Raw genomic sequence first — 26133 nt, 5'->3', positions numbered from 1 at the left:
TGAAAAACTACTCGTTTGGGTCGGATCAGTCAATTTTTTGCCGTTCATTCCGAATGATCTGTCGTGAACTCTTTGAATTGATTGTTCCTTCCAAAATCTTTTTTATCGAACAAGAATTTCTTTCGGGGAGGGAACTTCCAATGTGTTCATTTCAACGGCAATTTTTATATTAGTCTTTCCTATTGGCAAAGCAAGTCCCTTCTTACAAATTGAAAACCAGTGAATAGAACCTTCTTTGCTTATTATATTTGAGAACGAAGAAACACAATAAAACTCCTCTTTGGAGAGCATAGAATGAGAATCTCAGGATTCGGTTCCTCTTGACAGTAGCCTTTCCGGTATCTTTATGGACGTAAGGGGAGGGACCATGTCCGCAGAATCAGAAAGAATTACAGGCGCCAGATTGATGGTGGAACTTCTGGAAGAATATGGTGTGGATATCGTTTTTGGATACCCTGGCGGGGCCATTCTACCCTTTTATGACGAGATCTACAAAAGTAAGAAGATCAAACACATCCTCGTAAGACACGAGCAAGGCGCTATTCACATGGCGGAAGGTTATGCGAGAGCGACAGGGAAACTCGGTGTGTGCATTGCAACATCCGGACCCGGAGCCACTAATCTAGTAACCGGTCTCGCGGACGCAAAAATGGACTCCATTCCGGTGCTCGCAATTACCGGTCAGGTCGCGACGAATTCAATCGGAAGCGACGCCTTTCAAGAAGCCGATATCTTCGGAATTACGATTCCAATCACAAAATACAACGCACTCATGAAGTCCGCGGACGATATCGCGAGACATTTCGAGGAAGCCACCTTAATCGCGTTAGGTGGTCGCCCCGGTCCGGTCCTTTTGGACTTTCCAAAGGACGTTCAGACCGAGCTGACTAACGTGAGAAAGGCGACCCGTCTCAAAATCGCTCCTCATCACTATAAAAAACCCGAAGTAAAGGGAAACGTAGAAGAATTCGCCGAAGCCATAAACTCCGCAAAAAAACCACTTCTTTATGTCGGCGGGGGAGCGATCAACGCAAACGCTCACAAAGAAATTTTCGAACTCGCCACCAAGGCTGGAATTCCGGTGACCACAACTTTGATGGGAATCGGGTCTTTTCCGGGAACACATCCGCTTGCAGTGGGAATGTTGGGAATGCACGGAACCGCGGCGGCGAACAAAGCAGTATTAGAATGTGATTATATTCTCAACTTGGGTGCGCGTTTTGACGACCGCGTCGCCAAGATCGGGGAATTCGCTGAAAAAGCAGTTCGCGCTCACGTAGATATCGATACTGCCGAATTTAATAAACGAATTCATGTGGATTATCTTTTACACGGGGATTTGAAAGACGCGATTCAAGCGATTCTTCCTTATGTAAAAAAACAGGACCGTCCTTCTTGGATCAATTATCTGCAAGGACTCAAAAAAGATCACCCTCTGGATTTTGATAATTCCGGAACTACGATCAAACCTCAGGATTTCTTAGAACGTCTCTACAAAAAGACCCAGGGAAAGGCGATCGTTTCCACGGACGTGGGACAACACCAGATGTGGGCGGCTCAGTATTATCTTTTTGACGAGCCGAACAACTGGCTTACTTCCGGCGGACTCGGAACGATGGGTTACGGACTTCCCGCTGCGATTGGAGCGAAGTTTGGAAGGCCCGACAAGATGACGATCTGTGTTTCCGGGGACGGTTCGATTCAGATGAACATTCAAGAATTGGCGACGATCGCGGCTAACAAACTGGGAGTCAAAATTCTCATCTTTAATAATAACTTTCTAGGAATGGTTCGCCAGTGGCAGGAACTCTTTTACGAAGAAAGATTTTCCCAATCGGAATGGAACTTCAATCCCGACTTTGTAAAACTCGCGGAAGCCTATTCGATTCCCGCGATGAAAATTTCCGAGAAGTCGGAAATCGACAAGGCAATCGAATTTTTTACCAAAGACGACGGGGCCGCTCTTTTGGAAGTGATGATTCCATCCGAAGAAAAAGTATTCCCGATGATTCCCGCGGGAAAATCTCAAAAGGATATGATTGAATTTAAGGATCTGGCCGGACTAAAAAAAGCATGAAACACATTCTGAAAATTCTGGTAAACAATCATCCCGGAGTCATGAGTCATGTTTCCGGTTTATTCACTCGCAGAAGTTATAATATAGATTCGATCGCGGTAGGTGTTACCGTGGATCCCGAAGTTTCCAGCATGGTCATCGTAGTCAAAGGCGACGAGTCGACCGTGGATCAAGTCAAAAGACAACTTTTCAAACTTCCGGATGTTTTGGAAGTAGAGGACTTAGCGTATCACGATTGTGTGAGCAGAGAATTGGTGCTTTTGGTCGTAAAACTTTCAGAAACTACAAGAACCGAGATTCTTTCGGTCTGCGAGGTTTTTGAGGCAAAGATCGCGGATCTAACGCATTCTTCTTTGACGATTGAATATTCAGGAAATTCCAGAAAGGTAAACGCGATCGTAGAAATTATGTCCAAGTATGGGATTGAAGAAATCGTTCGAACCGGACAGATTGCGCTTCGTTATAGAAGCATCGGATCTTAATTAGAAATTCATTTTTTAGATAGAATCGGAATTCTAAACTTATGCGTTGGAATCGGTTCGCCGTGTAGAAGGGATTTTGTTTCGGCGAATGGATGTGGATTCTTTTTTAAATCAATCAGCCAACTAACAACGATTCTCTTTTTTTCCAGGGTTTCTTTTTATGAGAATCAAAAAGAATACAAAGAGATTTGGATTGGCAGAGGATCTTGTAATCCGATTTTCGAATCAGCTTTTGTAGAATCTTATATCGAGGGCCCGTTAAATTTTGGAGTTCGGTTTCAATCAAAACCGAATCCGAAAAGTTGGGCATTTCGGTGAAATCACTCTCCGACCAAAGAACCAAGGGTTCGATCGTATTTGCTCCCGAAGAAAAAGAATGAAGTTCAATATTTTGAAGGGCTTCCTTCCTTGCTTCGTTTAAAATCATCTGAACCTTTTCAAAGGTCAATTTCCCATTCGTATCTCCCGCCTGAAAGTGGAAGGACGTTTCGTATTGGTGTGTTTTTGTTTTGGTCATCATTGTTGTCTCTTGTCTAACTAATAATCATAAAAGATGAAGAACGAAAAAATTGAGCCGGATTTGAATTTTGCTAAAGCGGTTTTTGGATCGGCTTAGTTTTAAAAACAAATTGGTTGTTTGGAAGGAAAACATTTTGAACGACTTCTCTGGTTTTGAGACTATCGTTTATCTATATATTAAAAATTGTATACAATTATTTTTGAATGTATTTGTGTTAGGCGAAGCTTTTTTGCTTTGTTTGGGTTGAATCGGTTTCAAAAAAGAAACCGATTTATAAGGAAGCGAGTTTTAGGATCTCGGAATCTAAAAAAAGAACCGATTCCGGTTTCCAACAAAAGATTCCATTTTGGAATGTGGCGAGGTTTGAGTTTTTAAGAGAGACCAAGGCTTGTTCTAACTTTTCTTTTTTGTCCGGAATGAGATCGTAAAAAGAACTTATATCGATCGGCTGAAACAAACGAAAGAGAGAAAGAACCAATTCTTCAAAAACATCGGGAGGGGAATAATCTCTGGAGAATTCTTTTCGTTTGTAAGTTTCCACATTTCTTGGATTTGAATAACGTCCTCCCGGGAGAAATCCGTGAGCTCCGGGACCGATTCCTAAATAATATTCCATCGTCCAATACTTTAGATTGTGTCTGGAATGAAATCCAGGTTTTGAATAATTGCTTACCTCATACTGAAACATTCCGAAAGGAAAGAGAAGCTCCGGGAGTTGTTTTAAGATCTCCTCTTGGATCTCTTCTTCGGGCGGAGGAAGAATAGAGTCTATTACTTTTCTTGAATATTCCGTTCCCTTTTCCACGGTGAGCGCGTAGAGGCTGATATGTTTTCCTCCGTAGGAAAGAACCTGTTGGATGTCCTTGAGAATTTCTTCGATGGTTTGTCCCGGGATTCCGTAGATGAGATCCGCTGAGAAGTTTCGGATCGGAGAATTCTTGACGGTTTCCAAGATATTTCCGTAACGTTCGGGATCGTAGTGTCTTCCTAAGAATTGAAGTCTTTCCGGATGAAAACTCTGGATTCCCACTGAGATACGATTGATTCCTGCCTGAGAGAGAGAGTTTAAAAATTCCGGAGTGATATCTTCCGGGTTGCATTCCATCGTGATCTCCGCTTGAGAAGAGACGATCAGGTTTTGTTTTAAGAATACGACCGTGTCCTCGATACGTTTGAGATCGGCTCGGCTGGGAGTTCCTCCTCCAAAGAAGATCGTATCAAATTCTAAACTGGAAAGGGAAGGATTGTCTGAGATTCTTTGAAGAATTTCCTCTTTGTATCTTGCAAAGAGTCTTGCTTCGTCGGGGATCGGGGCTTTGCCGTTTCCAACGGAGAAAAAATCGCAGTATTCACATTTTTGAATGCAGTAGGGGTAGTGGATGTAGATTCCCGGCAAACCTGTTTTGGAAATTGGATTTTGCAAGTCCACTCTATTCTCTTTCATAGCCTAACGGCGAAAACGGGGAATTGTAGGAACTCCGACGATCCGCCGAAAAACTTTTTTTGCCCCACCCTGACCTTGGGTGGCGGGGTGGGGTGGTGGGAAGAATCGGGAAAATTTTCTCTATCATAAAATTACGCTTTCAGCAAGTAGAAAATTTGCTTCTTGTTTTGTAGGAACTCCGACAAAATTCGGCTTAAACCAAACGAGGTCGGAGTCTCAAGAGAACTTTTGCGATCCTTCTTATTTCGCCGCGGTCTTTTCGTTGGCGCTCTTTAAGATGAGATCCACAACGGGAACCGGAGTGGTTCTTTCCACAACCGTATAAAGAAGCGCCTTTTTCGATTCTACCGTAGGCGAAAATGAAAATAAAATTTTCAGATTGGGAAGAGTATTCAATTTTAAGAATGGAGTTCCATAGTGAAGAGTCACTACTTCCAGTGTCGGATAACGTTTTGCGATTCCCGCCGCGAGATCGAGTTCCAACTGGCTAAAAGAAGTCAGAACCACTCTTTTGTATTTGTTTTCCTTGATCAGGGCCGGGATCTTTCCGGTGTTTCCGTTCGATAGATTTTTTTCGGTTAGGACGCTCTCGAATTCTTTCCCTTTCACTGCAAAGATCGTCTCTTCCGCTTTTACTGAGTTCGGAACAAAAACCTCGGGAAAGGAAACGACGGCGGCTCTGGAAACGTCAGTATTTAACGTCGGAGAAAAAATTTCCAAAAAGATCTTATCTCTTTCATTCATCTGTTCTTGGAAGAAGGTGATTTCTTTTTCTTCCATCGGAGATAAGGATTTCGGATTTGATTTTTTGGAAGCGAATTCGTAGATGATTCCGTGTTTGAGTTTGAGAAGAATTTGTCTGTAAGCCGCTTCTTTTAAAAGATCCCTTTCTCCTTTTAGAAAAGTTCCTTTTTTATAGGCTTTTAGAATCTGGTCTCTCATGTCGTGTGTGGTTTTTCCCCAGCTCGTCATAAGAAGAATATCAGCTCCTGCTAATATAGCTAGAACTCCCGGATCACTGTCTTTGTAGTGAACCGATATTGCGTTCATCTCCATCGCGTCGGTGATGATCACACCTTTGAAACCCATTCTTTCTCTTAAAATTCCAGTAAGAATTTTGGAAGAAAGAGTCGCCGGAAGATTTGGATCCAATTTTGGATAGAGGATATGCGCGCTCATCACGACTTCTGCACCTTGTGCGATCGATTCTTTGAAAGGAATGAGTTCCATCTTTTCCAATTCTTCCAAATTCTTATCGATCTTAGGAAGTCCTAAGTGACTGTCCACGTTTGTGTCTCCGTGTCCCGGAAAGTGTTTGATCGTTGGAATCGCACCGCCGAGTCTCGCACCCTTTTCATAACCGATTCCGGCTTTCGAAACCATCTCGGGAGAACTTCCCAGAGAACGAGTATTGATCACGGGATTGTCCGGATTGTTGTTGATGTCTAAGTCCGGAGCGAATACAAAATTGAGTCCTAGTTTACGAAGTTGATACGAGGTAACAAAACCTACTTTGTATGCGTAGTCCGCGTTCTTCGCTTGCCCGAGCGCCATCGCTCCCGGAAATTGAGTGACCCCATCTTTTACGCGAAGAACTCTTCCACCTTCTTGATCCACGGAAATGAGAAGAGGAAGTTTCGAAGCTTCCAAACTTTTTTTCTGGAGTTCGAAGTTGAGTTTTAGAATTTCCTGTTTGGTCCCCAGATTCATTCCGAAAAGAATGATTCCTCCAGGAAGAATTTCCTGAATTTCTTTTTCCGCGGTTTGATCCAAGGTTTTGCCTGGAATGGCTACGTGGATCACCTGACCCGCCAATTCTTCCGGACTCATATTGTCCACGATGTTCTTTGCCTGAGATTCTAAATAACCGTCCCAGCCATCCGCTTGGAGTTCTTGTTGGTAAGAAGGAATGTAGTAAAACGCCGTAAGGAAAGCCAGAAGAAGAAGGAACACAAAGAGGAAACGTCGGATCATAGTTTGACAGGATATAAGAACGTTGAATTCTGTAAAAACAAATTCCTCCGGTAGGTCGTTGTAATGATTCGTTTTAAACTCTTAATTCTCATTCTAAGCTCTTTTTATTTTACTTCCCTTTCCGCAGATTCCGAAACCTCTCCGATTCGAATCCTTTTTTTTGGAGACAGTCTTACCGCCGGTTTGGGGCTCAATTCTCCGGAGGAAGCCTTTCCGGGAGTTCTGGAAAAAGAACTTTCCAAACAAGGAGTTTCCGTGAAGTCCATCAACGCGGGTATGAGCGGGGACACGAGTTCGGGCGGTTTGTCTCGTCTGGACTGGGCTCTCTCCAATCCCTTCGATTTGTTCGTCCTCGAACTCGGAGCCAACGATTCCATGCGGGGAATTTCTCCGGATCAAACTGAAAAGAATCTAAAAGAGATTCTTTCGAGAGTGAGAAAGAAAAATCCGAAGGCAAAAATTCTTCTCATTGGGATGAGAACCTTTCCCAATTTAGGAAAAGAATATAGAAAAAAATTTGAATCTATTTTTCCAAAGATTGCAAAGGACGAAAGCCTTCCTCTCGTTCCGTTTTTTTTGGACGGAGTCGCCGGAAATAAAAAACTCAATCAGAAAGACGGAATTCATCCAACCGCGGAAGGACATCGGATCCTTGCAAAAAATCTTTTGCCCTTCTTTCAAAAAATTCTGAGGAAAAGATGATTCTCCAAAAAGTGAGTTTACACCGGACTTTTGCCGAAAATCATGGATCTACCTGAATAATCGCGGGAATAGCTCAGTGGTAGAGCACCTCCTTGCCAAGGAGGGGGTCGCGGGTTCGAATCCCGTTTCCCGCTTTTTCTTCTATACTCTTCTCCTCCAGGCCTATTCGAATCATGGAATACAAAACAAAAAAGAATTCTAACGCTACCGTTGACATTAAACTTACTTTCGAAGCTTCCGATATCGAGAAAGCTTTTGAAAAGACTTACGCGGAAAAACAGAAAGACGTAAAAATTCCCGGCTTCCGCCAAGGCAAGGCTCCCTTGCAAATGGTGAAACGTCATCTCGGTGACGCGGTGGCGAGTGACGCGATCAACACTCTGATCGTGGACGGAATGACTTCTATCATTACAAAATTAGAACATCCGATGGTCCGGTTTCCAAAATTTGAAATCCAAGACTATCAACCCGGAAAAACTCTGATCGCGACAGCGGTTTATGAAACCAATCCGGAAATCACCCTCGGTAAATACAAAAAGGTCAAGGTCAAACTTCCGGAAGTTGTCGTATCCGACGCCGACGTGTTAGAAGAGATCGAAACCATCCGTAAACAATTGGCCCGTAAACAGCTCAAAGAAGAAGGCCAAGTCACCGTGAGCGGGGACATTATCGATATGGAATACGTGGTCCGCGAATCCGGTCAAGAACCGAAAAACGCGAGCAATACTTCCAACGACTACCATTTAGGTCACGAAAGCAATCTGAAAGGTTTTGATGACAATCTCTACGGTTTAAAAACCGGAGACAGCAAGGACTTTGTCCACGCATTCCCTGAAGATTATTCTCAGAACGAAGTGGCGGGGAAATCCTTTGAATATTCCGTAACCGTAAAAGCTCAATATGCAAACATTCTCCCACCGGTGGACGACGATCTCGCTTCCGAATTCGACGGTTCCGAGTCTCTCGGCGCCCTCAAAGATAAGATTCGTAAGAACCTTAAGGAACGTTTTGAGGACGGGGTGAAGAATAAGAAGATGGAAGAGATCTACAAGGAAGTCATCGACGATTCTAAGTTTATCTTCCCGGAATCTTATGTAAAAGAAGAATCCGAACACGTTTTTCACAATATGATCCACGAATTCCGTCTTCCTCACATTACGATGGAAAAATACGCGGAGATGATCAAAAAAGATCTGAAAGAAGTGCAAGAATCTTTCAAAAATCTCGCGGAAACCCGCCTGAAACACTTTTTCACCCGTCAAAAGATCGCTCAGACGGAGAACATTGTGTATTCTGATTCGGATTTTGATGCCGATTTAGAAAAACTTGCGTCAAGTTACCAGATTTCTCTGTCCGATCTTAAAAAAGAGCTGGAAAAGGGAAAACTCATGGATAATTATCGAGAAAATTTTTTCGCGAAAAAAGTGGATGATACCCTCTTTGATCTTGTAGAAAAGAAATATACTGACAAATTGAGTATTGGCCAGGTAAAAGAATATCTGAACCAAAAGGAAGAGCAGAAATCATGAGTGTAATTCCGTATGTGATCGAGCAGACGAGCAGGGGAGAAAGATCTTACGATATCTTTTCCCGACTTTTAAAAGATAGAATCATCTTTCTCGGGAATGCAATCAACGACGATTATGCAAACGTGATTACAGCCCAATTGTTATTCTTGGAAGCTGAAAATCCGGAGAGAGATATCTATTTGTATCTCAATTCTCCCGGAGGTTATGTTTCTTCCGGTCTCGCCATTTATGATACAATGCAATACATAAAGCCCGACGTAAGAACTCTTTGTTTGGGTCAGGCTTCTTCTATGGCGGCTCTGCTTCTGGCAGGCGGCGCTCCCGGAAAACGTTCCGCGCTTCCGAATTCAAGAATCATGATGCACCAACCTATGGGCGGGGCGACGGGTCAAGCGAGCGATATCGAGATTCAAGCCCGAGAAGTTCTGAAACTGAAAGAAATTTTAAACACGATCTATCACAAACACACCGGAAAGAGTGTGGAGCAAATTCAGAAAGATACCGAAAGAAATTTTTATATGACCGCGGAAGAAGCGAAGAACTACGGAATTCTAGATACCGTAATCGATATCGACCGTAGCAAAACAGCGCCAGTCGCTGCCCCAGCTTAATAAGGAGATCTCCCTTGGCGAAGAAAACACCGGGAACGAACGGTAAACAAAAACTATTCTGCTCTTTTTGCGGAAAAGAACAGGATGCAGTAAAACGTTTAGTCGCCGGTCCGGGTGTTTACATCTGCGACGAGTGTATTTCTCTCTGTAATGAAATCATTGCGGAAGATCACGATCATACTCACGAAAAATCGGAAGTTTTTAGCGAGGTTCCAAGTCCGGCCGACATCAAGGCGATCTTGGATCAGTATGTAATCGGACAAGATCACGCAAAGAAAGCCCTCTCCGTAGCGGTTTACAACCACTACAAACGCGTAAATCTGAAAGAAAAGAAATCCGATATCGAAATCGAAAAATCGAATATTCTTTTGATCGGACCTACGGGAAGCGGGAAAACTCTTCTCGCTCAGACTCTTGCAAGAATTATCAAGGTTCCTTTTGCAATCGTAGACGCGACTGCATTGACCGAAGCCGGATATGTGGGAGAAGACGTTGAGAACATCATTCTCAAGTTGATCCAAAACGCGGACAATGATATCAAAAAAGCTGAAATCGGAATCATCTATATCGACGAGGTAGATAAGATTGCCCGCAAGTCGGATAGTGCTTCGATCACGAGAGACGTGAGCGGAGAAGGTGTTCAACAAGCGCTTCTTAAGATTATTGAAGGCACCGTAGCCAACGTTCCTCCTCAGGGTGGGAGAAAACATCCTCACCAGGAATACTTACAAGTCGATACGAAGAATATTCTCTTCATTCTCGGAGGAGCCTTTGTGGATCTTCCGAACATCATCAAATCCAGAACCGGTGTGAAAACGATCGGTTTCGGATCCGAAGAGACAAGACCTCAGGCGGACAGCAAGGACGCGTTGATGGGACAGGTGATTCCGGAAGATCTAATCAAGTTTGGATTGATTCCTGAATTTATCGGACGTTTGCCGATCGTAGCGACACTCCAAGAGCTGGACGTGGATATGCTCAAACAAATCTTCCGCGAACCAAAAAACTCAGTTCTCAAACAATACACTCGTTTATTAGAACTCGAGAATGTAAAACTTACATTCCGTGAAGATGCGATCGATCGTATCGCAGAACTCGCGATCAAAAGAGAATCGGGAGCCCGAGGACTGAGAGCCATCGTGGAAAATATCATGTTGGATCTGATGTTCGACATTCCATCTCGAAAAGACATTGAAGAAGTGATCATCACCGGGGAAGTCATCTCAGACCGCGTGATGCCGACGCTCATTCTCAAAAAAGAATCCAAAATCGCTTAGTTTTTCACCGAGCTCTCCAAAGAGAGCGAAGTGTTGGGTGGACCTGGTTGGATCCATCGAGTTTGCTCGGGGTTTAAACCTCGATGTTCTCTATTGGTTGCGGATTTTTCGCATACAGATGCTTGTCTCAAGATAGTTTTGTAGGAACTACGACGACTCTACTGTAAAACACGCGGGCCCCACCCTGATTTTGGGTGGAGGGGAGCGGTGGCGGGAAAACTCCGGAGATTTTCCTATATCACAAAAACCTAATTTTCCAAGCAAAAAAATCGGCTTTTCTTTGTCGGAACTCCTACAGAATACTCTCCTTTGCGTCCTCTCGGCAAAGATTCTTTGCGAAAAACGTTTCAGATTCTTCGGTGGCTGGTTTCCCCAAAAAGAATGCGGACAAACAAAGAATTTTGTAAATTAAAATATTCTAATATTGAATGGAAGGATCTTTAAGATCCTTTAAAAAGATTGATTTGTTTTGATTGGACCCTTCAATATAGGCCCTTTGAGTTTATTTCGGGTTGATCCAACTTTAAGATAAGAGACGGTTTTGTTTTGATTCGGCTTGGTCCTTGTGGATAGATTCGAATAACAGAGTAGAGATTTAGTTAGATTCTAATTTATCAGCGGAGAATTCTGGAAAGTGGGGGTTTGTCCCGCGTGTAGGGCGAGGTCGTATCAAGGGAGCCATCCACGATTTACTTTTGCAAATCGCGGATGGGGAGAGGAATAAGAGTTACTTCTTCTTTTTCTTTTCTTCGGCTTTGGAAGCGAGGATGGATTTACCTTGCAATTCCAATTTTTTCTTTTCTGCCCAAGGGATCGCGACGCTCAGTTGTTCTGCGAGAGAAAGAAGATTCTCATTGATGTCGATGAGTTCATCGATGATCACGAAGTAGGAAACGCTCGATTTGAGTTTGCTGTCTCCCTTTTTGATTCGTTTCATCTGGCTCTTGTAGATATTTTGTTTTGCTTTTTCGAGATTTTTTGTCTTCTTCTCGGATTTTGCTTTTTCTAAAAGATCGGGAAACTTATCCGAATCGGCCAAGAGTTCCATCAGGTTGGTGGCCTGTTTTCTAAGTTCTTTGACTTCTTCTTTTTCATCCTTGGAAACTTCATGGAAAGAATTGATTCCATTGGAAGAGGTTCTCAGGATATTCCAGATGCTTTCCGTAATTCTATCCAGGTGATTGATGGAATCCGTGATCGGATGAATGGACGCCAAGTCTTCTTCTTCGAGATGTTTGTTTGCGATCGACAAAAAGCTGGAAAGAGAATTTTCTCTCATCTTCTTTAGATCTTTTAAGAGTTTTTGAGTCTGTCTGAAATTCTTTTTCTTACCGTTTACATAACCCGCACAAGCGTTGTTGAGCGCTTTTCTCGCAACGCTCAAGCTCGCGAGCATCGAAGAAATCGTTCTGGAAAGAGCTCTCTCAGGATGTTTTTTGAGAGTGATCAGTTTTTCAAGATTCTCGTCGTATGTGTCTTGGCGTTTTTTATGAATTCTTCCAAAAAGAAAAATCAAAAGACCCGCAACGATCACAAGAACAAAGACCGAAGAAAAACCGAATATATAAAGAATGGAACCGATGATTCCCGCAGTGGTCGAGGCGATAATCGCAGTAAAGAACCAACCGCCTACGACGGTCAAAACTCCGCTCACACGATTTACCGAATTCTCTTTGTTCCAAGCTCCGTCCGTCAACGAAGTTCCCATCGCAACCATAAAGGTTACGAATGTCGTTGAAAGCGGAAGTTTGTAGAGAGTTCCGATTAGAATCAATGCGCTCGAAATCTGGATGTTCACAGAAGCTCGGAGCAAGTCGAATGCTTCCGTTTCATGAACTTTCACGATTTCTAATGTGTTTCTATTTTCAAAACGTTTCCCGATAAAGTTTCTTACGCTCGCAGGAAGAATCGCTTTGATCGGAAGATAAATTCCCAGAGCGATTTGAACAAAGACGCGAGCCACTAAACTCGTGTTAAACGCCTCTAAGGTTTCCCCTTGAGAACCCAGAGTGACTTCCGTCTGAGTAACGGATTCAGCCTTTCTCGAAAACCAGAGAGGGAAGAGCATCACACAGGCCGCGCCCAAAAGAATAAAGCTCGGAGTCGCTACGTTTCCGGCGAGACCGGTTGCCAGAGCGCTCGGATCTCCGCCTTGTTGGATCAAAGTCCAGGTTGTAAAACTTGCGAGCGGAACTCCGATGAAGTTTACCAAGTCGTTGCTCGCAAACGCCATCGCGAGGGAACCGGTTCCGACCAAAACTAAGAATTTTAGAATATTCCATTCTAATAATACTAGGATTTGAAAGAAGATCGAAAATCCAGCGAAGCTGATCAAAAGGATGTTTGTAAAATTCTCATTTAAGAATTTGCTCATCTCCGGAGTGATCAGAGCCGAACCTTTCATCGCGGTCAAAAGGGTGAAAAAGATCACGGTCGTAACCGAAAGACCTCCGAAAATTCCTCCGAAGTATTTCATCGATCTTTTCAAATCGAAGGAGAAAATAAATCGAAAGAAAAACTGTAAAATCATCCCCGAAAAGAAGGCGACGATTACGCTCGTCACGATCCCGAAGATGATTTTCAACGCGCTTTCCGAGTTGATGATCTGGAAGGCCCCGTTTAAGGTTCCGGTTTTTAAGAATGCGATGGCAAGGGCCGCTCCCAAGAGTTCGAACACAAGAGACACGGTCGTAGAAGTCGGAAGTCCCAGAGTGTTGTAAAGATCCAAAAGAACGATATCCGTCAGCATCACTGCTAAGAATAAGAACATGAGATCTTGGAGTGCAAAGCCGCCCGGATGAAAGATTCCTTTTCTTGCCACTTCCATCATTCCGCTGGAAGAAAGTGCGCCCAAGATGATCCCGATTCCGGCAACTACCAGAATGATTCTTTTTGATGAGGCCTTGGAACCGACCGCCGAGTTGGTGAAGTTTACGGCGTCGTTCGAAACTCCGACTAAAAGGTCGCCGATTCCGAGGATGGCCATGAGGATTACGATGATGAGGAAAAAGTCCATGAAACGCTTCCGTTTATTGTTTAGTAGAATCTACAGTTTTCGCTTTAGTATCTTGAATATCGAGTTCTTTTGAGTCTTTTCTATAGGGGAAGTCGGACAACTGAAATTTTGTCTCGGACCCAATTGTGATTATTACTTTTCTGTTACAAAAGCAATCGGTTAATCTTCCAAGTCCCAAAAAAAATCCTTGTTGGTCAGTTCTTCTTCGGGAGGAAGGGACTCTGTAACCGAAAAGAAATGTTTATCACCTAAGGAACCTAAGACGAGTTTGTATTGTTCTTTGAGTTCGAGGGTTTCTTTTTCCCAGTATTCATTTCCGACAAAGTGCGGAAAAGCCGTGGGAAAGGAAGGATCGGTTTCAAATCGTGTGGAAATCCAAGAAGAGTAGTGGATAAACCGCATCGCCCTCAAAATTTCGATCAAATCCAACCAACGATCGTCGAAGTCTCGAAATTCCCGATAACCGGAAATGAGATGTTCTCTTTCTTCGATTCCTTCTTGTCCCCGGGAAAGAAGCATCCAAAAATCCTGAACGGCGGGCCCGTTCAGAGAATCGTCGAAGTCCACAAAGAACCAACCTTCCTTTCCGTTCAGAAGATTTCCCTTATGACAATCTCCGTGAATTCTATGCATCGGAACCGAAACGATTTTTTCTTGGAAAAGATCGAAGATCCGCAGAGCGGTTTCTTGATATTCTTTTCTACAACTGGAAGGAATCCAATCCCCTTGAATCAGAACTTCCAAAGGATTGGTTCCATAGGTTTTGGAATCAAGAGTGATTCTATGTTTTAGAATTTTGGACTGGCCTACGTTGTGGATTCTCCCTAGGAGCCTTCCGAGAATTCTAAGATTTTCCGGCGTCAGCTCGTCCGGTGATCTTCCTCCGACCCGAGGCCAGAAAGAATAAAAGATTTCATCTTGAAAGGACGCGAGGCTGTTTCCATCCGGAAACAAAAGGGGCGCGCAGACCGGAATTTCTTCTTCTCTCAGATCCAGAAGAAATTGATGTTCTTCCAAAATCTGTTCCCGAGTCCATCTTCCGGGTCTGTAGAATTTGGAAATGATATGAGTTCCGTCTTCCAAACGAAGGTCGAAGACTCGATTCTCCAAACTGTTCAGAGCCATACAATGACCGGAAGGCTCGTACCCTGCCTTTTCTACTAAGGTAAGAATTTCACCGGGATTGAGTTGAAAAAAATCGGCCATTGCTCTCCAGAATTCCCGTTTCCGATCTGCTTCCAAGACAAAAATGATTCCTTCTTCTTTCCCCGGATTTTCGTATCGAAAAGGAAATATTTTGCTTCGAATCTTGTTCGGAATCGAAGAGTTTTGTGCATTCTAATTTTGGAATTTGGTTTTCAATAGAATTGGATTTTGCAAATTGATTCCTCAGAAGGAAAAATCATGAAGATATCAGTAGGAAATTTGCCCCAGGAACTTACCGAAGACGAGCTGAAAAAGATTTTTTCGGAGTTTGGAACGGTTCAGGACGTAAATATTAAAAAAGACAAAACCACAGGTCGTTCTTTATCCTATGGATCTGTGGAGATGGAAGATTCCGCCGGAGAAAAAGCAATCGCGGCGTTGAATAAAAAAGAGATCGCTGGCAAACAGATCGCCGTCGTAGATTCCGAAGAATTGAAGAAAGAATTTGAAAGAAAACAATCCCTCAAAGGACTCTCCAGTTCCGGTAAGGTTCATGGAAGTCAGTCGAAAGCAGGGGGATTTTCAGGGGCCGGGGTCAGAAGAACCGGAGGGAGAGGAAAATGAAATTGATTCGTTTGAGTGTTATCGTTAGCTTTTTGGTTCTGTCGTTTGCTCCCGCATTCGCGGAAGATCTGATCATCAAGGACATTCGCGTTGGAACCGGAAAAGAAGCCTTCTCCGGATCGAACGTTACGGTTCACTATGTGGGAACTCTTACGAACGGGAAAAAGTTTGATAGCTCGAGAGATCGTAGAGCTCCGTTTACTTTCAATTTAGGCGCGGGCGAAGTCATCAAAGGATGGGATCGAGGCGTAAGAGGAATGAAAGAAGGCGGAATTCGTAAACTTACGATTCCACCCGAGTTGGGATACGGATCCAGAGGAGCGGGCGCCGCAATTCCTCCCAATTCCACTCTCGTATTTGAAGTCGAATTATTAAAAGTGTACTGAAGTTTCTATCGTTTTGAAACACATTTTACCGGGTTCTAACGTTAGATTCTGATCTATTTCCGGTTCTAATTCTTCATAGAATGGGGGGGCTTTTCCAAACTGTGATCGCTTAGAACCGGATGTCATATAACTTCTTTGAACTTTCCCCGGTACCGGCCTGTGTCTTAGAGCCATCCTTTCAGATCAAAAAAGCAAATTCAGCCTTTTGTAAGGCCTCCGGTTATTCTAAATCCGCGTTAGAAGACAGCCAGAACTGGATCTCCATCTGCGAATTCAAAAGTCGAATTCCTGATTTTTCAGATCCTTCTCTTTGGCCCGATCTCAAACATTTAGAAAACATTCCGAGTTACGAAATTCTGATTCTCGTCAAAGACGGTTCTCAAAAAGAATATTCAGTTTCCTTTGCATTCGATCTGGAAGATCTCCAGATCTTTGCCTACTTAGAACCGTCTCCCTTTGCGATCGCCGGATCCGATTCTCAGAGTCATTTTTTAGAAAACGCAGTTACCGGTTTAGAAAAGCCGACCGATTCTTGGGTGCAAAGACAGAAATTGGAAGCGATCGGAACTCTTTCTGCGGGAGTCGCTCACGAGATCAACAATCCTCTGATGGGCGTGATCAACTACGCCGAAATGGTTTTCAATGGGATTGAAAACGGAAATCCGCTTCGTAAATACGCCGGAATCATTTTGCAAGAAAGCAATCGGATCTCCGAGATCGTTCGGGATATGCTTACCTTTACACGTTTAGAAAAAGAAGAAGTCAAGATCCACGATCTCACTTCCATCTTCTGTTGCACTTACGGTCTTTTGAAGAATGTCTTTCGAAAATCGGAAATTGAAACGGTGGTTCCGGATTTGGGAGTTCCTGTTTATGCGGTTTGTTCTGCGGGAAGACTCAGACAGGTTTATCTCAATCTTCTTACTAACGCAAAAGACGCGATCGAAAGCAATTCGGATCCGATGCAGCCAAGAATTCTTAGAGTTTCCTGGACTTCGATTCAAAAAGAAGGCAGAAAGTTTGTAAGAACGATCGTAGAAGATTCCGGAATCGGGATTGCGGAAGAAAACAGACATAAACTTTTCGATCCGTTCTACACAACAAAAGCGATCGGAAAGGGCACGGGGCTCGGACTTACTGTTTCTTATAACCTGGTCCGAGAAATGGGAGGAGAACTCTCCTTTCAATCCGAGAAAGGTTTCACCCGCTTTTACGTGGATCTTCCTGAATCTTTCTGAAAGATCCTTGACTTTACGATAAGAAGGTTTCATCCTAATAGACTCTCTTCCGACACGCTATGACAGGTTCCACGAGTTTCGAACAGAAAAGTTACGACCCCGAGGAACGCTATTCACAGCTATTTCACTCCGCGATCGACGCGATCGTTTCCTTAGACAAAGACTTCCGAATTTTTTTGATCAATCCTGCGGCGGAGAATATGTCCGGCTTTTTGGCTTCGGAGCTCATGGGCAAGACGATCGAACATCAGTTTCCTCTTCGGATTCGAAATCGATTCTATAGAATTCTTAAAAACGTAGCCAAACTCCCGGACAAAAAAAGAAGAAAACCTTTTGGGCCGATTCGATTGATCCGAAAAGACAAATCGATTCTGATCTCGGAAGTTTCCGTATCGGTCACGGGACCGGAGGATTCTTATCAATATCATATCATCATCCGTGATATATCAGAAAAACATAGAATTCTAATAGAGCTCAAAAGAGCCAATCAGACCCTAAAAAAAATGGACCGGGAAAAAGAAGAACTCCTGGAAAGGCTCGAAGAAAAGGTAAGACAGAGATCCAGATTGCTCGCGGGATATTATAAATCCATGAAGGAGGAACTCGGCCTCGCCAAAAGACTCCAATCCGAAATTCTTTCCGCCATTCCTTCGATTTCCGGAATTCAAGTTCATTCAGCTTATCTTCCTATGATGGAAGTCGGCGGTGATCTTTATGATCTTTTTGAAATCAAACCCGGGGTCTTGCGTGTTTTTTTAGCCGACGCGACCGGACACGGGATTCAGGCCGCGCTTCTTACGATGACTCTCAAAGGAATTTTAGAATCTCTCAAAAAAAAAGATCTGGATCCGGGAAAAATTCTCACCGAATTCAATCACGAATATTGCAAGAATTTCGGAAACATAGGAATGTTCTTTTCCTGTTTTCTGGCGGACATCGATACAAACGAAAAGCGGATCGTATATTCTTCCGGCGGACATCCACCGCAATTTTTTCTTTCCGAGGATCTTGTCATGGGCTTGGATAGAACGGGTTCTCTTCTGGGTTTAGATCCGAGTAACTCCTACGGAATATTTTCCCTGAGTTATCGGGAAGGTGATCGGCTCTTTTTACTCACCGACGGAATTTACGAAGAATTCAACTCCGATAAACAGCAGTTTGGCGAACTCGCGGTCCAAAGGCTTCTCGCGAAAAAATTCAAAGAACCGATGGAAGAAACGATTCCTGCGATCTTACAAGCCTTGATGGACCATCTCGGAAAACAAAAAATTCAAGACGACATCACGGCGATTCTCATTTCTTTAGAACCCAAAACTTGACCAAACATGATCTTTTCGATTTCGATTCTTTTTGTTTCCTTTTTGATTTTTGTTTTATTCCTGGTTTTGGAAAAGAGGAAACATACAAATTCTTTAATGCAGATTCCGATTCGAATTCACGTAAACGGAACCAGGGGAAAGTCCTCCGTCACTCGTTTGATTCATTCGATTCTTGTGGAAGCGGGTTGGAATCCATTTGCAAAGACCACCGGTTCCGCTCCCAGTCTTTTGTTTCCGGATCGAAGTGAGAATCGGATCTTTCGAAATAAGGTTTCTATCGCGGAACAGATGTCCTTTTTAGACTTCGCCGCAAACCGTAAACCTAAGGCCGTCGTCGTGGAATGTATGGCGGTGCAACCTCAGTATCAAAAGGATTCGGAAACCCTTCTTCTCCAAGCGACTCATACCGTAATCACAAACGTAAGACCCGATCACGGAGAATTTGCGGATTCGGAAGAGGAGATCCGAAACGGCTTTTTGCACACGATTCCTCAAAACGGAACGCTTGTGTATGGACAATCCTTGAAGGATTTTGATTGGGAAAGGATCGCCAAACAAAAAAATACGAACGCGGTAATCGGCCTTCCTAAAACTTCAAAAGAATCCATTCAAAAAATTGCAAGTTCCTTGCGTTATCCGGAACATCTGGAGAATATCGAGATCGCGGTTTCTCTCTGCGAAAGTCTGCACATCGACGAATCCGTGATTCTGAAAGGAATTTCCAAGACGAATCCAGACCCTGGGGCCCTCGTAATCCGAGAGTTTTCTTTGAACGATACAAAACAAACTTTTGTCTTTGCGTTTGCTGCAAACGACACTACGTCTTGGGAAAAAATATTCAGCTCCGTAAAGGAAACACATCCGTCTCAAAGAGTAAACGTTATCTTTAGTTCTAAAAAAGAAAGACCCGTAAGAACGACCGAGTTTGCTTCCTTTTTTTCGGAGATTCCCGACTTGGGGGAAATTTATTTTTTCGGACCTGGATATCGACTCTTTGCCAAGGCTTACAAAGGGAAGGCCAAGATCATACGAAAAAAAGTTTCCGAAAGTATACAATGGAATTCTAATAGATTCGATTCTCAGATTTGGATCGGCGCCGGAAACTTCGAAGGGGAAGGAAGGCTCTGGTTGCAAAATCAATGTTCGATTTTAGAACGAGGTCGTGAGGGAGAAGAATGGAAGTCTTGACTCTTTCGATCGGAATCGGAATTCTTCTCGGATTTTTTCTTTGGGAAAAAACGGGACTACACCCGGGAGGTTGGGTGGTTCCCGGTTACGTCGCACTTTCTCTTTTACAACCTGGGACATTATTCTTTTTATTTGCGAGTTCCTTGTTGACGTTCGGAATTTACAAAATCGTGGAAGGTTCGTTTTTATCCTTCGGTCAAAGAAAGATCGTCTTTCTTCTCTTGCTTTCGATTCTTATTTCTTTGAGTCTTCAGGAAATCGAAAGGTTCTATTTTGGATCCATAAGAAATTATGAATATAGATGGATTGGTCATATCGTGCCCGGTCTCATCGCGATTTCTGCGGACAAACAAGGGATCTTTCGTACGATTTCAGCGACCTTTCTCTGTTCCTCTTTAGTAAGGCTTTTTCTCATTCTTCTTTTGGGAGAATTTAGCTCACCGTGAAAGTTTGGATTTTGCAAAATCGTTCTTCTCTTTTTATTTTTTTTCTGAGTTTCTTTTCGATTCTTTGTTGGGCATCGGTAGAGTTTTTTCCCATCGTAGAACCCGTGTCCGAATTTGAGATCAAACGGAAGGCGAGTGAAAGAGCCTTTCAATGTTTTCAAAAGATTGCGGAAGTGAAACACGAAAGAGGTTTAAAAACGGATTTCGATTTGGATCCGAGCCGAAGCGGCTTGATCGGATTGGAGCTTTCTTCGGTAACGAGTTCCTCCGGAAAACTTTCTTCGAAACAAGTTTCGATTCATCCCGACTTCGCGGTTTGGTTTGTGGATCAGTTTTTAAAAGCGGGTTTAAAAAAAGGGGACGAGATCGCCGCGGGAATTTCAGGATCTTTCCCTGCTTTGAATATTGCATTTTACTCCGCGGCCGACGCGATGGGTTTGAAGGTAATCGTGATCGGAAGCGTTTCGTCTTCACAATACGGGGCCAATGTCCCCGATTTTTTATGGCCGGAACTGGAGAATCTTCTGTTTCAAGAAGGATTGATTTTGCAAAGGGCTCGCGCGTTATCCACCGGTGGGATCGACGACCAAGGAATCGGGATCGGCCAAATCGGTGTAAAACAGATTCGAAACTCGATTCAAAAAAACGGATATCCTTATCTTTCGGTCGATTCCTTTGAGGATTCTCTTCTTAAAAGAATTAGAATATATGAAAAACAGAATGTATCTCTCTACGTCAATGTCGGCGGGGGAACCGTTTCTACTGGAACGAGTTTGGGTAAAAAAAGAATCCCAAGAGGACTTGTTCGAGAACCGGGCGAATTTTCGGAACTGCCGGATTCGATTCTAAAATACTATCTTGAAAAAAAGGTTCCCGTTCTTCACGTAATCGGAATCGAATCCATTTCGGAAGAATCGAATATGATTTATAAAAAAGGCGAAATAGCGACGCCCGGAATGTCTAGTCTTCTTTATACAAAAAGAAAGAACCGATGGCTTGCCGGATTATTTCTTTTGAGCTTTGGTTTTTTGATCTGGAAATTTTCTCCTTGGATTTCACTCCGAGGAAAAGAAGAAGAGGGTGCGATTCATCTCTGAGCAATTAAGACTTGGAAAAAAACCAAGCGATCGTTTCATCCCGTTTTAGATCCGGAAGAAGAATGGCTTCGTAGTGATTCTTATCCGGAAGTGTGAGAAAGACGGAATCCTTCCAGGCCTTTTGAAAAGTGTCGATCGCTGAATCCGGAAGAAGTTCGTCTCCATTTTTAAAATTTGGTTTTCCCGCACGGATGACGAGAGCCGGCGCGGAAATTTGAGAATAGGGAAGAACCCGATTCTTTTTTAAGATACGAACGCTCTGGATCGGATGTTTTAGAAAATTAGTAAAGATCTTTCCCGGATTTCTTGCGCCTCCCATCTGAACCAACTCGGAATCGACGACGTATTCCGGAATATTACATCTGTAAGATGGATTTTTTCCCTCTCCGATCGATTCTAATTCGTATATTAGAAAATTTGCAACATCCTCGTTCCAAGAACTTAAGATAGGAGATTGTTTCGCCAAGTTGAGATATTCTTCCTTGGAAGAAAACGTTTTGCCCAGACGCTGCAAGGATTCCTGGATCATGAGAAGATTGGAAAGTTTTCTCCGGATAGAAAGTTGTCCTCCTCCGTCGATCAAACAGAGTTTTCCAGTTCTTTGCGGATATTTTTTTGCAAAAGCCAAAGAGATCCAACAACCAAGAGAATGTGCGAGAAGATTTGCCTTTTTGATTTTTAAAAAATCTACAATCTTTAGTAAGTCGTCCGCGTGCAGCGCGTGAGAATAGGAAATGTCCGGTTTGGAAGATTGTCCTCTTCCTCGAAGATCGTAAGTGATTACGGTGAGACCTTGTTTTACGAGATCTCTTGCGAGCGGAGCAAAGTTTTTAAGATTACCGGTCAGACCGTGAATACAAATCACCGGAGCCGGGGAATTTTTTAAAAGAGGAAACGGACCGTAGACTTCAGCCGCTATGACCTGAGAATCTCCGATCGGAATTTGTAATCGTTTTGAAATGTATTTTTTGTCTGACGAAAGATTCCGATTCTTCATTCGTCCGATATTTTTGCTCCGAAGCGTTCCATCAAGCTTCTTAATTCGGATTCTATACCGGAACGAAACGCAAGATGAGTAAAAGCGATCTTCTCTTTGAGTTTTATCGCTTCATAAAAACCGGTTTCCGATCTGCGGATGGAATACCAGATCTTGGATTCTCCAAAACCGGCAAAACGGATCGTAAGTTTTTGATCTTCTAAATGAAAGCTTACGATGGAGCCGAGTTCTTTTCCGCTCAATGCCTTCTGCATTTTTTTGAGAAAGAGTTCGGGAGAATCTTCGGTCAACTGAATCGTTTTCATTCTATCCTCGTCCTTAAGAAACATAGAGCATATAGATCCCTTGGAAAAGACCTACGATCGCGCCCAATACGGAACCGATCAAAATCAAAACGTATTCGTCTTCTTGAAACGCGGAACGTAGGATCGGTTCGAATTCTTCCGGCGGAAGGTCTTTCATCCGTTTGAACATATTGTTCTCGATGGACATCGCTCTTCCCATATAGGTTTCGAGTTTATTGGAACTGTTAGCTAAAGAATCCGAAACTCTTGCGATCACTTCCTTTTTGGAAGTTTCAAACTCCGAATTCTCGTTGCTCGTCTCGCCGTCGAGGGTTCCGTTTAAGTGCAGTCGATGAGCGGCCGATTCAGTTTCGACTTGGATGGTTTCCACGAGCGAGCGAGCCGCACGTTTGTATAAAATTTCTTCGAGAACGTTTCTTGCGGTTAACACCTGAGTCGCAAACACGTTTGAATATTTTTTTGAAACGTCTTCCTGACGTTTGAGAAAAAGTCCCTGATAACGGATGGGCCCGATTTTTTTTTCATACAAAGGACGAAAGATCATCGTAAGCGCGACCCAGTTTGTGATATAACCGACCACCACACCTTGGATCGGAAGAGTCCACCAATACGGAAATAGATTCCACGCGAGGGCTTGTATGATTCCCATTGCGCCGCCGAGATACCAACCGCAGTGTTCTATAAACTTAAATTCTTTAGCTCCCACTTCTTGGAAGATGTCTACGATTCGTTTTACATTCGGGCCGGTAAGTTTACGAAGGACAAGGGATTTAAAGTTGAACACGCTTGAAACATTCTCCTTTACCTGTATCATAATATTCTTAACCGTATGTTCGTTCTTTTTTTGAACGCCGGAGATGATTCTTGCTTCTTCTTCCCCCTCTAATTTAGAACGAAGGGTAGGATTGATATGATGTATGATTTCTCGAGTGGCTTCGGGAATGAGTTGATCCAAAACGGGTTGAAATTCTTTTTCCAATTGATCCGGATCGACCTTGGAAAAAAAATCTTCCACCTTGATCAAACGTTCCGTCATGATGTTTACGGATTTCAGAGCCAACTTCTGGGATTTTTTAGGCACGATACCCTGCCATCCGAGATAAGGAGGAATTCCTACAAATTCCAGAGGATAGAAGGTCATCTTCAAGGCGACGACGTTGGTGAACCAACCCACAAACCCGTAGGTGATGGGCATCATCAGGATTCCGAGTAACTCTTTGTTTTGTGCGAAAAATTCCATAAATTTCCTGTAGCAAACGCTATACTTTTCAACTTCTTGCAAGTTCGGATCCCGAATCTGAGAGGGCAAATCCTTTTTTCTAACGGTTAGAATAAAATCCGCTTAAAATGAGCTCTTTAGAGTAGGAATCCCCTTTTTTCTGCCGAAAGAGAGTCCCATTTTAGCAGAATACATAATTTCCAATTCTAATTTTAAATTGCAGGATTATAGAAAGCGAATCATTGTAAGAAATTCCATCCTCATGAGTCCGAACCAACAAACCAATACAAGAGAAGGAACTTTGAATTTAAAAACCAACTTCCTTTCCGAATTGAATCTGATCGTTCGAAAAAACGGAGAACTTTTGAGTGTGGATTCTTATATCCTGGAATACCTTGGTTTCGGAGGGTCGCGGGGGCTTTCTGTCTTTGATTTGATTCCGGACTGGCAATCGATTTCTACCGCAAATCTTCCGTGGGACGGAACTCTGATTTTAATCAATCGAAAAGGAGAGGATATTTCGATCAGAGGATCCTTAGAATTGTTAAGCGAAGACATTTTTCTTCTTCGTTTATCCAATCTCGAGGCCGAACAAAAAATGGAGGATCAATTCTTTCAGATCTTTCATAAGAATCTAGCGATTAAACTTATCCTCGACGTCGAGACCGGCTGTATCGTCAATGTAAGCGAATCTGCTCTTGAGTTTTACGGATACACTCGAGAGGAATTTTTAAATCTAAAAATCAGCGATATTAATATTCTCAACCCGGAACAGATTAAAACTGAAATGTTGCTCGCGAGTTCGGAGAACAGACTCTACTTTAATTTTATACATCGATTGAAGTCCGGGATTCATCGGGACGTGGAAGTTTTTTCAGGTCCTATCTCTTTAAACGGAAGAACTTATCTCTATTCTATCATACACGACGTGACGGAAAGAAACCGAGCCTTGGAGGCGAGGGCAGTCAGTGAAAAAAAATATAGAAACCTAATCGAACTCGCCGCCGACGGAATCGTTTTGATAGGACCAACCGGAGCGATAGAAGAAGCCAATCAAATGTCATCGGAACTTACGGGTTATACGAAGGACGAGATGCTCAGTATGACCGCGTTTGATATCATAGACTCGGAAAATCTAAAAGAACTTCCTCTCAGTTTGAATTTTGACGAAGGGACGACTCTCATTCGGGAGAGGGTGATCCGACGCGCCGATGGAAGTAAGATTCCGGTCGAGATCAACGCGGTTCGTTTGGAGCAAGGTCGACTTCTCGCCGTCGTAAGGGACATTCGAGAAAGAAAACTCATTCAGAAAAGGATGGAAAATTCTTTAAAAGAAAAAGAGCTGATGTTGCAGGAGATTCATCACCGAGTTAAAAATAATCTTCAGATCGTTTCGAGTCTTTTGAGTCTTCATTCCGAATTTAACGAGAATCCGTATTTACAAAAGGTTCTGAGGGAATGCGAGTTGAGAGTAAAATCGATGGCGCTCGTTCACGAAGAACTCTATCGTTCGGACGATCTAGCAAAAGTGGATCTAAAAAGTTATTATTTTTCGCTTTCTTCCAATCTACTTTCCATCTATGGTCAGTCCGATAAAGTTCGAATTCACAATCTGGAAGATTCTTTTTTTATGTCGATCGATCGTGCGATTCCGATCGGTCTGATTCTTAACGAGCTTCTTACAAATTCTTTAAAATATGCGTTCGCCGATCGAAGAGAGGGAGATATTTTTTTGAATCTTAAAAAAATGGATGAATATGTAGAACTTGAATACAGAGATACGGGGACGGGTTTTGATTTGGATCAGGCGCAAAACTTGCAGAACGGACTCGGCCTTAAATTGATCGATATGCTTTCTCTCCAACTCCACGCAAAACTTTCTTTCAAAACCGAAAATGGTTTTTATCTTCGTATGCTCTTTGCCGGCTGGAAGGACTGAAATTTCGTTTTAATGATTGTTAGGTCGCGGAACCTGCTTGCAATATTTAAACTGAGATTTACACTCGCATTTCGGGAAATATTATGCAACATACAAAAGAAGAAATTTTAAAACAGATTTATCTATTTTCCAATTTTACGGAAGACGAATTGAGTTCGATCGCCGAGAAGACGGAATACAAAGTTTACGAACAAGGCGACGCCATCTTTCACGAAGGCAACGAAGCCAAGGCGTTTTTTGTGGTCATCTACGGAACGTTAAAGGTTCTTACCTCTACCGAAAAGGGAGACGACGTAAACGTAACTACGATCGCAACCGGAGATCATTTCGGCGAACTTCCTTTTTTGGATCCCGGAAAACGTTCAGCTTCCGTTGAGGCGATGGAACGATCCGAACTTTTAAGAATTCCTTACGATCATCTGAACGATATCTTTGCAAAAGACGCAAAGGCTTCGTTGAAATTCTATCAATCGATTTCTCATTTTTTGGCAAAACGATTGAGAATGCTTACTCACGATTTGACTTACGCGAGAGAACTTAGAAAAAGATTTACGATCTGATTTTTAAACAACACCGGATTCGAAATTCGAATCCGGA

At 43.0% G+C, this 26133-nt stretch carries 23 protein-coding genes and 1 tRNA gene; 16 read left to right on the top strand and 8 right to left on the bottom strand.

Annotation, left to right across the window (positions count from 1 at the left end; all coding sequences use genetic code 11):
* Window positions 1-367 precede the first annotated feature (367 nt).
* Together ilvB and ilvN are read left to right on the top strand one after the other, a co-directional pair.
* Window positions 368-2077, top strand: a complete 1710-nt coding sequence (gene ilvB, locus A0128_RS11440; protein WP_069607638.1) for a biosynthetic-type acetolactate synthase large subunit — start codon at window positions 368-370, stop codon at window positions 2075-2077.
* Window positions 2074-2559 (top strand): acetolactate synthase small subunit, encoded by a 486-nt coding sequence (gene ilvN, locus A0128_RS11435; RefSeq protein ID WP_069607637.1) that lies wholly within the window; start codon window positions 2074-2076, stop codon window positions 2557-2559. The genes ilvB and ilvN overlap by 4 nt, the downstream gene beginning before the upstream one ends.
* A gap of 115 nt (window positions 2560-2674) precedes the next feature.
* On the opposite strand, the gene A0128_RS11430 is transcribed toward ilvN, so the two are convergent.
* The 3 genes from A0128_RS11430 to A0128_RS11420 all read right to left on the bottom strand — a co-directional run bounded on the left by A0128_RS11430 (window position 2675) and on the right by A0128_RS11420 (window position 6497).
* Window positions 2675-3079: a hotdog family protein gene (locus A0128_RS11430; protein WP_069607636.1), complete on the bottom strand. Its 405-nt coding sequence runs from the start codon at window positions 3077-3079 to the stop codon at window positions 2675-2677.
* A gap of 271 nt (window positions 3080-3350) precedes the next feature.
* Window positions 3351-4523: a radical SAM family heme chaperone HemW gene (gene hemW, locus A0128_RS11425; protein WP_069607635.1), complete on the bottom strand. Its 1173-nt coding sequence runs from the start codon at window positions 4521-4523 to the stop codon at window positions 3351-3353.
* A gap of 240 nt (window positions 4524-4763) precedes the next feature.
* A complete protein-coding gene (locus tag A0128_RS11420; protein WP_069607634.1) occupies window positions 4764-6497 on the bottom strand; it encodes a glycoside hydrolase family 3 protein in 1734 nt (577 codons plus the stop codon).
* 63 nt (window positions 6498-6560) lie between these two features.
* Here A0128_RS11420 and A0128_RS11415 point away from each other — a divergent pair, with 63 nt between their 5' ends.
* From A0128_RS11415 to clpX, 5 genes are all read left to right on the top strand, one after another.
* Window positions 6561-7199 (top strand): arylesterase, encoded by a 639-nt coding sequence (locus A0128_RS11415; RefSeq protein WP_069607633.1) that lies wholly within the window; start codon window positions 6561-6563, stop codon window positions 7197-7199.
* Window positions 7200-7261: 62 nt separating this feature from the next.
* A tRNA-Gly gene (locus A0128_RS11410) sits at window positions 7262-7333 on the top strand.
* A 39-nt stretch (window positions 7334-7372) separates the two neighbouring features.
* Window positions 7373-8728: a trigger factor gene (gene tig / locus A0128_RS11405; protein ID WP_069607632.1), complete on the top strand. Its 1356-nt coding sequence runs from the start codon at window positions 7373-7375 to the stop codon at window positions 8726-8728.
* On the top strand, window positions 8725-9339 hold the full coding sequence (gene clpP, locus A0128_RS11400) for an ATP-dependent Clp endopeptidase proteolytic subunit ClpP (protein ID WP_069607631.1): 615 nt from the start codon (window positions 8725-8727) through the stop codon (window positions 9337-9339). The genes tig and clpP overlap by 4 nt, the downstream gene beginning before the upstream one ends.
* A gap of 14 nt (window positions 9340-9353) precedes the next feature.
* Window positions 9354-10616: an ATP-dependent Clp protease ATP-binding subunit ClpX gene (gene clpX, locus A0128_RS11395; protein WP_069607630.1), complete on the top strand. Its 1263-nt coding sequence runs from the start codon at window positions 9354-9356 to the stop codon at window positions 10614-10616.
* Window positions 10617-11343: 727 nt separating this feature from the next.
* Here the strand turns inward: clpX and A0128_RS11390 are convergent.
* Both A0128_RS11390 and A0128_RS11385 read right to left on the bottom strand, forming a co-directional pair.
* Window positions 11344-13632, bottom strand: a complete 2289-nt coding sequence (locus A0128_RS11390) for an inorganic phosphate transporter (protein WP_069607629.1) — start codon at window positions 13630-13632, stop codon at window positions 11344-11346.
* Between the two features lie 159 nt (window positions 13633-13791).
* Complete coding sequence (locus A0128_RS11385) at window positions 13792-14838, bottom strand: serine/threonine protein kinase (protein ID WP_069607628.1); 1047 nt, start codon at window positions 14836-14838, stop codon at window positions 13792-13794.
* 168 nt (window positions 14839-15006) lie between these two features.
* Here A0128_RS11385 and A0128_RS11380 point away from each other — a divergent pair, with 168 nt between their 5' ends.
* The 7 genes from A0128_RS11380 to pgsW all read left to right on the top strand — a co-directional run bounded on the left by A0128_RS11380 (window position 15007) and on the right by pgsW (window position 21076).
* Entirely contained in the window at window positions 15007-15402 is a 396-nt protein-coding gene (locus A0128_RS11380; RefSeq protein WP_156781827.1) for an RNA recognition motif domain-containing protein, read from the top strand.
* Window positions 15399-15788, top strand: coding sequence for an FKBP-type peptidyl-prolyl cis-trans isomerase (locus A0128_RS11375; protein ID WP_069607626.1), 390 nt, complete (start codon window positions 15399-15401; stop codon window positions 15786-15788). The genes A0128_RS11380 and A0128_RS11375 overlap by 4 nt, the downstream gene beginning before the upstream one ends.
* A 119-nt stretch (window positions 15789-15907) precedes the next feature.
* A complete protein-coding gene (locus A0128_RS11370; protein ID WP_069607625.1) occupies window positions 15908-17026 on the top strand; it encodes a sensor histidine kinase in 1119 nt (372 codons plus the stop codon).
* Window positions 17027-17085: 59 nt separating this feature from the next.
* Window positions 17086-18345 carry a SpoIIE family protein phosphatase gene (locus tag A0128_RS11365; RefSeq protein WP_069607624.1) on the top strand — a complete coding sequence of 420 codons (1260 nt, stop codon included), beginning with the start codon at window positions 17086-17088 and terminating at the stop codon, window positions 18343-18345.
* A 6-nt stretch (window positions 18346-18351) separates the two neighbouring features.
* Window positions 18352-19533 carry a poly-gamma-glutamate synthase PgsB gene (gene pgsB / locus A0128_RS11360; protein WP_069607623.1) on the top strand — a complete coding sequence of 394 codons (1182 nt, stop codon included), beginning with the start codon at window positions 18352-18354 and terminating at the stop codon, window positions 19531-19533.
* The gene (gene pgsC / locus A0128_RS11355) at window positions 19521-19979 is read left to right on the top strand and encodes a poly-gamma-glutamate biosynthesis protein PgsC (RefSeq protein WP_069607622.1); all 459 of its coding nucleotides are present in this window, start codon (window positions 19521-19523) and stop codon (window positions 19977-19979) included. Before pgsB ends, pgsC begins: the two co-directional genes overlap by 13 nt.
* Entirely contained in the window at window positions 19976-21076 is a 1101-nt protein-coding gene (pgsW, locus tag A0128_RS11350) for a poly-gamma-glutamate system protein (RefSeq protein ID WP_245667147.1), read from the top strand. The genes pgsC and pgsW overlap by 4 nt, the downstream gene beginning before the upstream one ends.
* 4 nt (window positions 21077-21080) lie before the next feature.
* Here pgsW and A0128_RS11345 read toward each other — a convergent pair whose 3' ends face one another.
* The 3 genes from A0128_RS11345 to A0128_RS11335 are packed head-to-tail and all read right to left on the bottom strand — an operon-like array spanning window position 21081 to window position 23618.
* Window positions 21081-22073 (bottom strand): alpha/beta hydrolase, encoded by a 993-nt coding sequence (locus A0128_RS11345; RefSeq protein WP_069607621.1) that lies wholly within the window; start codon window positions 22071-22073, stop codon window positions 21081-21083.
* A complete protein-coding gene (locus A0128_RS11340) occupies window positions 22070-22378 on the bottom strand; it encodes a hypothetical protein (protein ID WP_069609252.1) in 309 nt (102 codons plus the stop codon). Before A0128_RS11340 ends, A0128_RS11345 begins: the two co-directional genes overlap by 4 nt.
* A gap of 13 nt (window positions 22379-22391) precedes the next feature.
* Window positions 22392-23618 (bottom strand): DUF445 domain-containing protein, encoded by a 1227-nt coding sequence (locus A0128_RS11335; RefSeq protein WP_069607620.1) that lies wholly within the window; start codon window positions 23616-23618, stop codon window positions 22392-22394.
* Between the two features lie 241 nt (window positions 23619-23859).
* Between A0128_RS11335 and A0128_RS11330 the strand changes: the two genes are divergently transcribed.
* Together A0128_RS11330 and A0128_RS11325 are read left to right on the top strand one after the other, a co-directional pair.
* The gene (locus A0128_RS11330) at window positions 23860-25536 is read left to right on the top strand and encodes a sensor histidine kinase (protein WP_069607619.1); all 1677 of its coding nucleotides are present in this window, start codon (window positions 23860-23862) and stop codon (window positions 25534-25536) included.
* Window positions 25537-25619: 83 nt separating this feature from the next.
* Window positions 25620-26096: a cyclic nucleotide-binding domain-containing protein gene (locus A0128_RS11325; RefSeq protein ID WP_069607618.1), complete on the top strand. Its 477-nt coding sequence runs from the start codon at window positions 25620-25622 to the stop codon at window positions 26094-26096.
* Window positions 26097-26133: the final 37 nt, after the last annotated feature.

It is taken from the genome of Leptospira tipperaryensis, assembly GCF_001729245.1.
GTDB lineage: Bacteria > Spirochaetota > Leptospiria > Leptospirales > Leptospiraceae > Leptospira > Leptospira tipperaryensis.
This window is presented reverse-complemented; position numbering and strand designations above follow the sequence as displayed.

Excerpts from the sequence above, each read along its gene's own strand:
- ilvB (WP_069607638.1), top strand. The coding sequence starts at position 368 with ATGTCCGCAGAATCAGAAAGAATTACAGGCGCCAGATTGATGGTGGAA.
- ilvN (WP_069607637.1), top strand. The coding sequence starts at position 2,074 with ATGAAACACATTCTGAAAATTCTGGTAAACAATCATCCCGGAGTCATG.
- A0128_RS11430 (WP_069607636.1), bottom strand. The coding sequence starts at position 3,079 with ATGATGACCAAAACAAAAACACACCAATACGAAACGTCCTTCCACTTT.
- hemW (WP_069607635.1), bottom strand. The coding sequence starts at position 4,523 with ATGAAAGAGAATAGAGTGGACTTGCAAAATCCAATTTCCAAAACAGGT.
- A0128_RS11420 (WP_069607634.1), bottom strand. The coding sequence starts at position 6,497 with ATGATCCGACGTTTCCTCTTTGTGTTCCTTCTTCTTCTGGCTTTCCTT.
- A0128_RS11415 (WP_069607633.1), top strand. The coding sequence starts at position 6,561 with ATGATTCGTTTTAAACTCTTAATTCTCATTCTAAGCTCTTTTTATTTT.
- tig (WP_069607632.1), top strand. The coding sequence starts at position 7,373 with ATGGAATACAAAACAAAAAAGAATTCTAACGCTACCGTTGACATTAAA.
- clpP (WP_069607631.1), top strand. The coding sequence starts at position 8,725 with ATGAGTGTAATTCCGTATGTGATCGAGCAGACGAGCAGGGGAGAAAGA.
- A0128_RS11390 (WP_069607629.1), bottom strand. The coding sequence starts at position 13,632 with ATGGACTTTTTCCTCATCATCGTAATCCTCATGGCCATCCTCGGAATC.
- A0128_RS11385 (WP_069607628.1), bottom strand. The coding sequence starts at position 14,838 with ATGGCCGATTTTTTTCAACTCAATCCCGGTGAAATTCTTACCTTAGTA.
- A0128_RS11375 (WP_069607626.1), top strand. The coding sequence starts at position 15,399 with ATGAAATTGATTCGTTTGAGTGTTATCGTTAGCTTTTTGGTTCTGTCG.
- A0128_RS11370 (WP_069607625.1), top strand. The coding sequence starts at position 15,908 with ATGTCATATAACTTCTTTGAACTTTCCCCGGTACCGGCCTGTGTCTTA.
- A0128_RS11365 (WP_069607624.1), top strand. The coding sequence starts at position 17,086 with ATGACAGGTTCCACGAGTTTCGAACAGAAAAGTTACGACCCCGAGGAA.
- pgsB (WP_069607623.1), top strand. The coding sequence starts at position 18,352 with ATGATCTTTTCGATTTCGATTCTTTTTGTTTCCTTTTTGATTTTTGTT.
- pgsC (WP_069607622.1), top strand. The coding sequence starts at position 19,521 with ATGGAAGTCTTGACTCTTTCGATCGGAATCGGAATTCTTCTCGGATTT.
- A0128_RS11345 (WP_069607621.1), bottom strand. The coding sequence starts at position 22,073 with ATGAAGAATCGGAATCTTTCGTCAGACAAAAAATACATTTCAAAACGA.
- A0128_RS11340 (WP_069609252.1), bottom strand. The coding sequence starts at position 22,378 with ATGAAAACGATTCAGTTGACCGAAGATTCTCCCGAACTCTTTCTCAAA.
- A0128_RS11335 (WP_069607620.1), bottom strand. The coding sequence starts at position 23,618 with ATGGAATTTTTCGCACAAAACAAAGAGTTACTCGGAATCCTGATGATG.
- A0128_RS11330 (WP_069607619.1), top strand. The coding sequence starts at position 23,860 with ATGAGTCCGAACCAACAAACCAATACAAGAGAAGGAACTTTGAATTTA.
- A0128_RS11325 (WP_069607618.1), top strand. The coding sequence starts at position 25,620 with ATGCAACATACAAAAGAAGAAATTTTAAAACAGATTTATCTATTTTCC.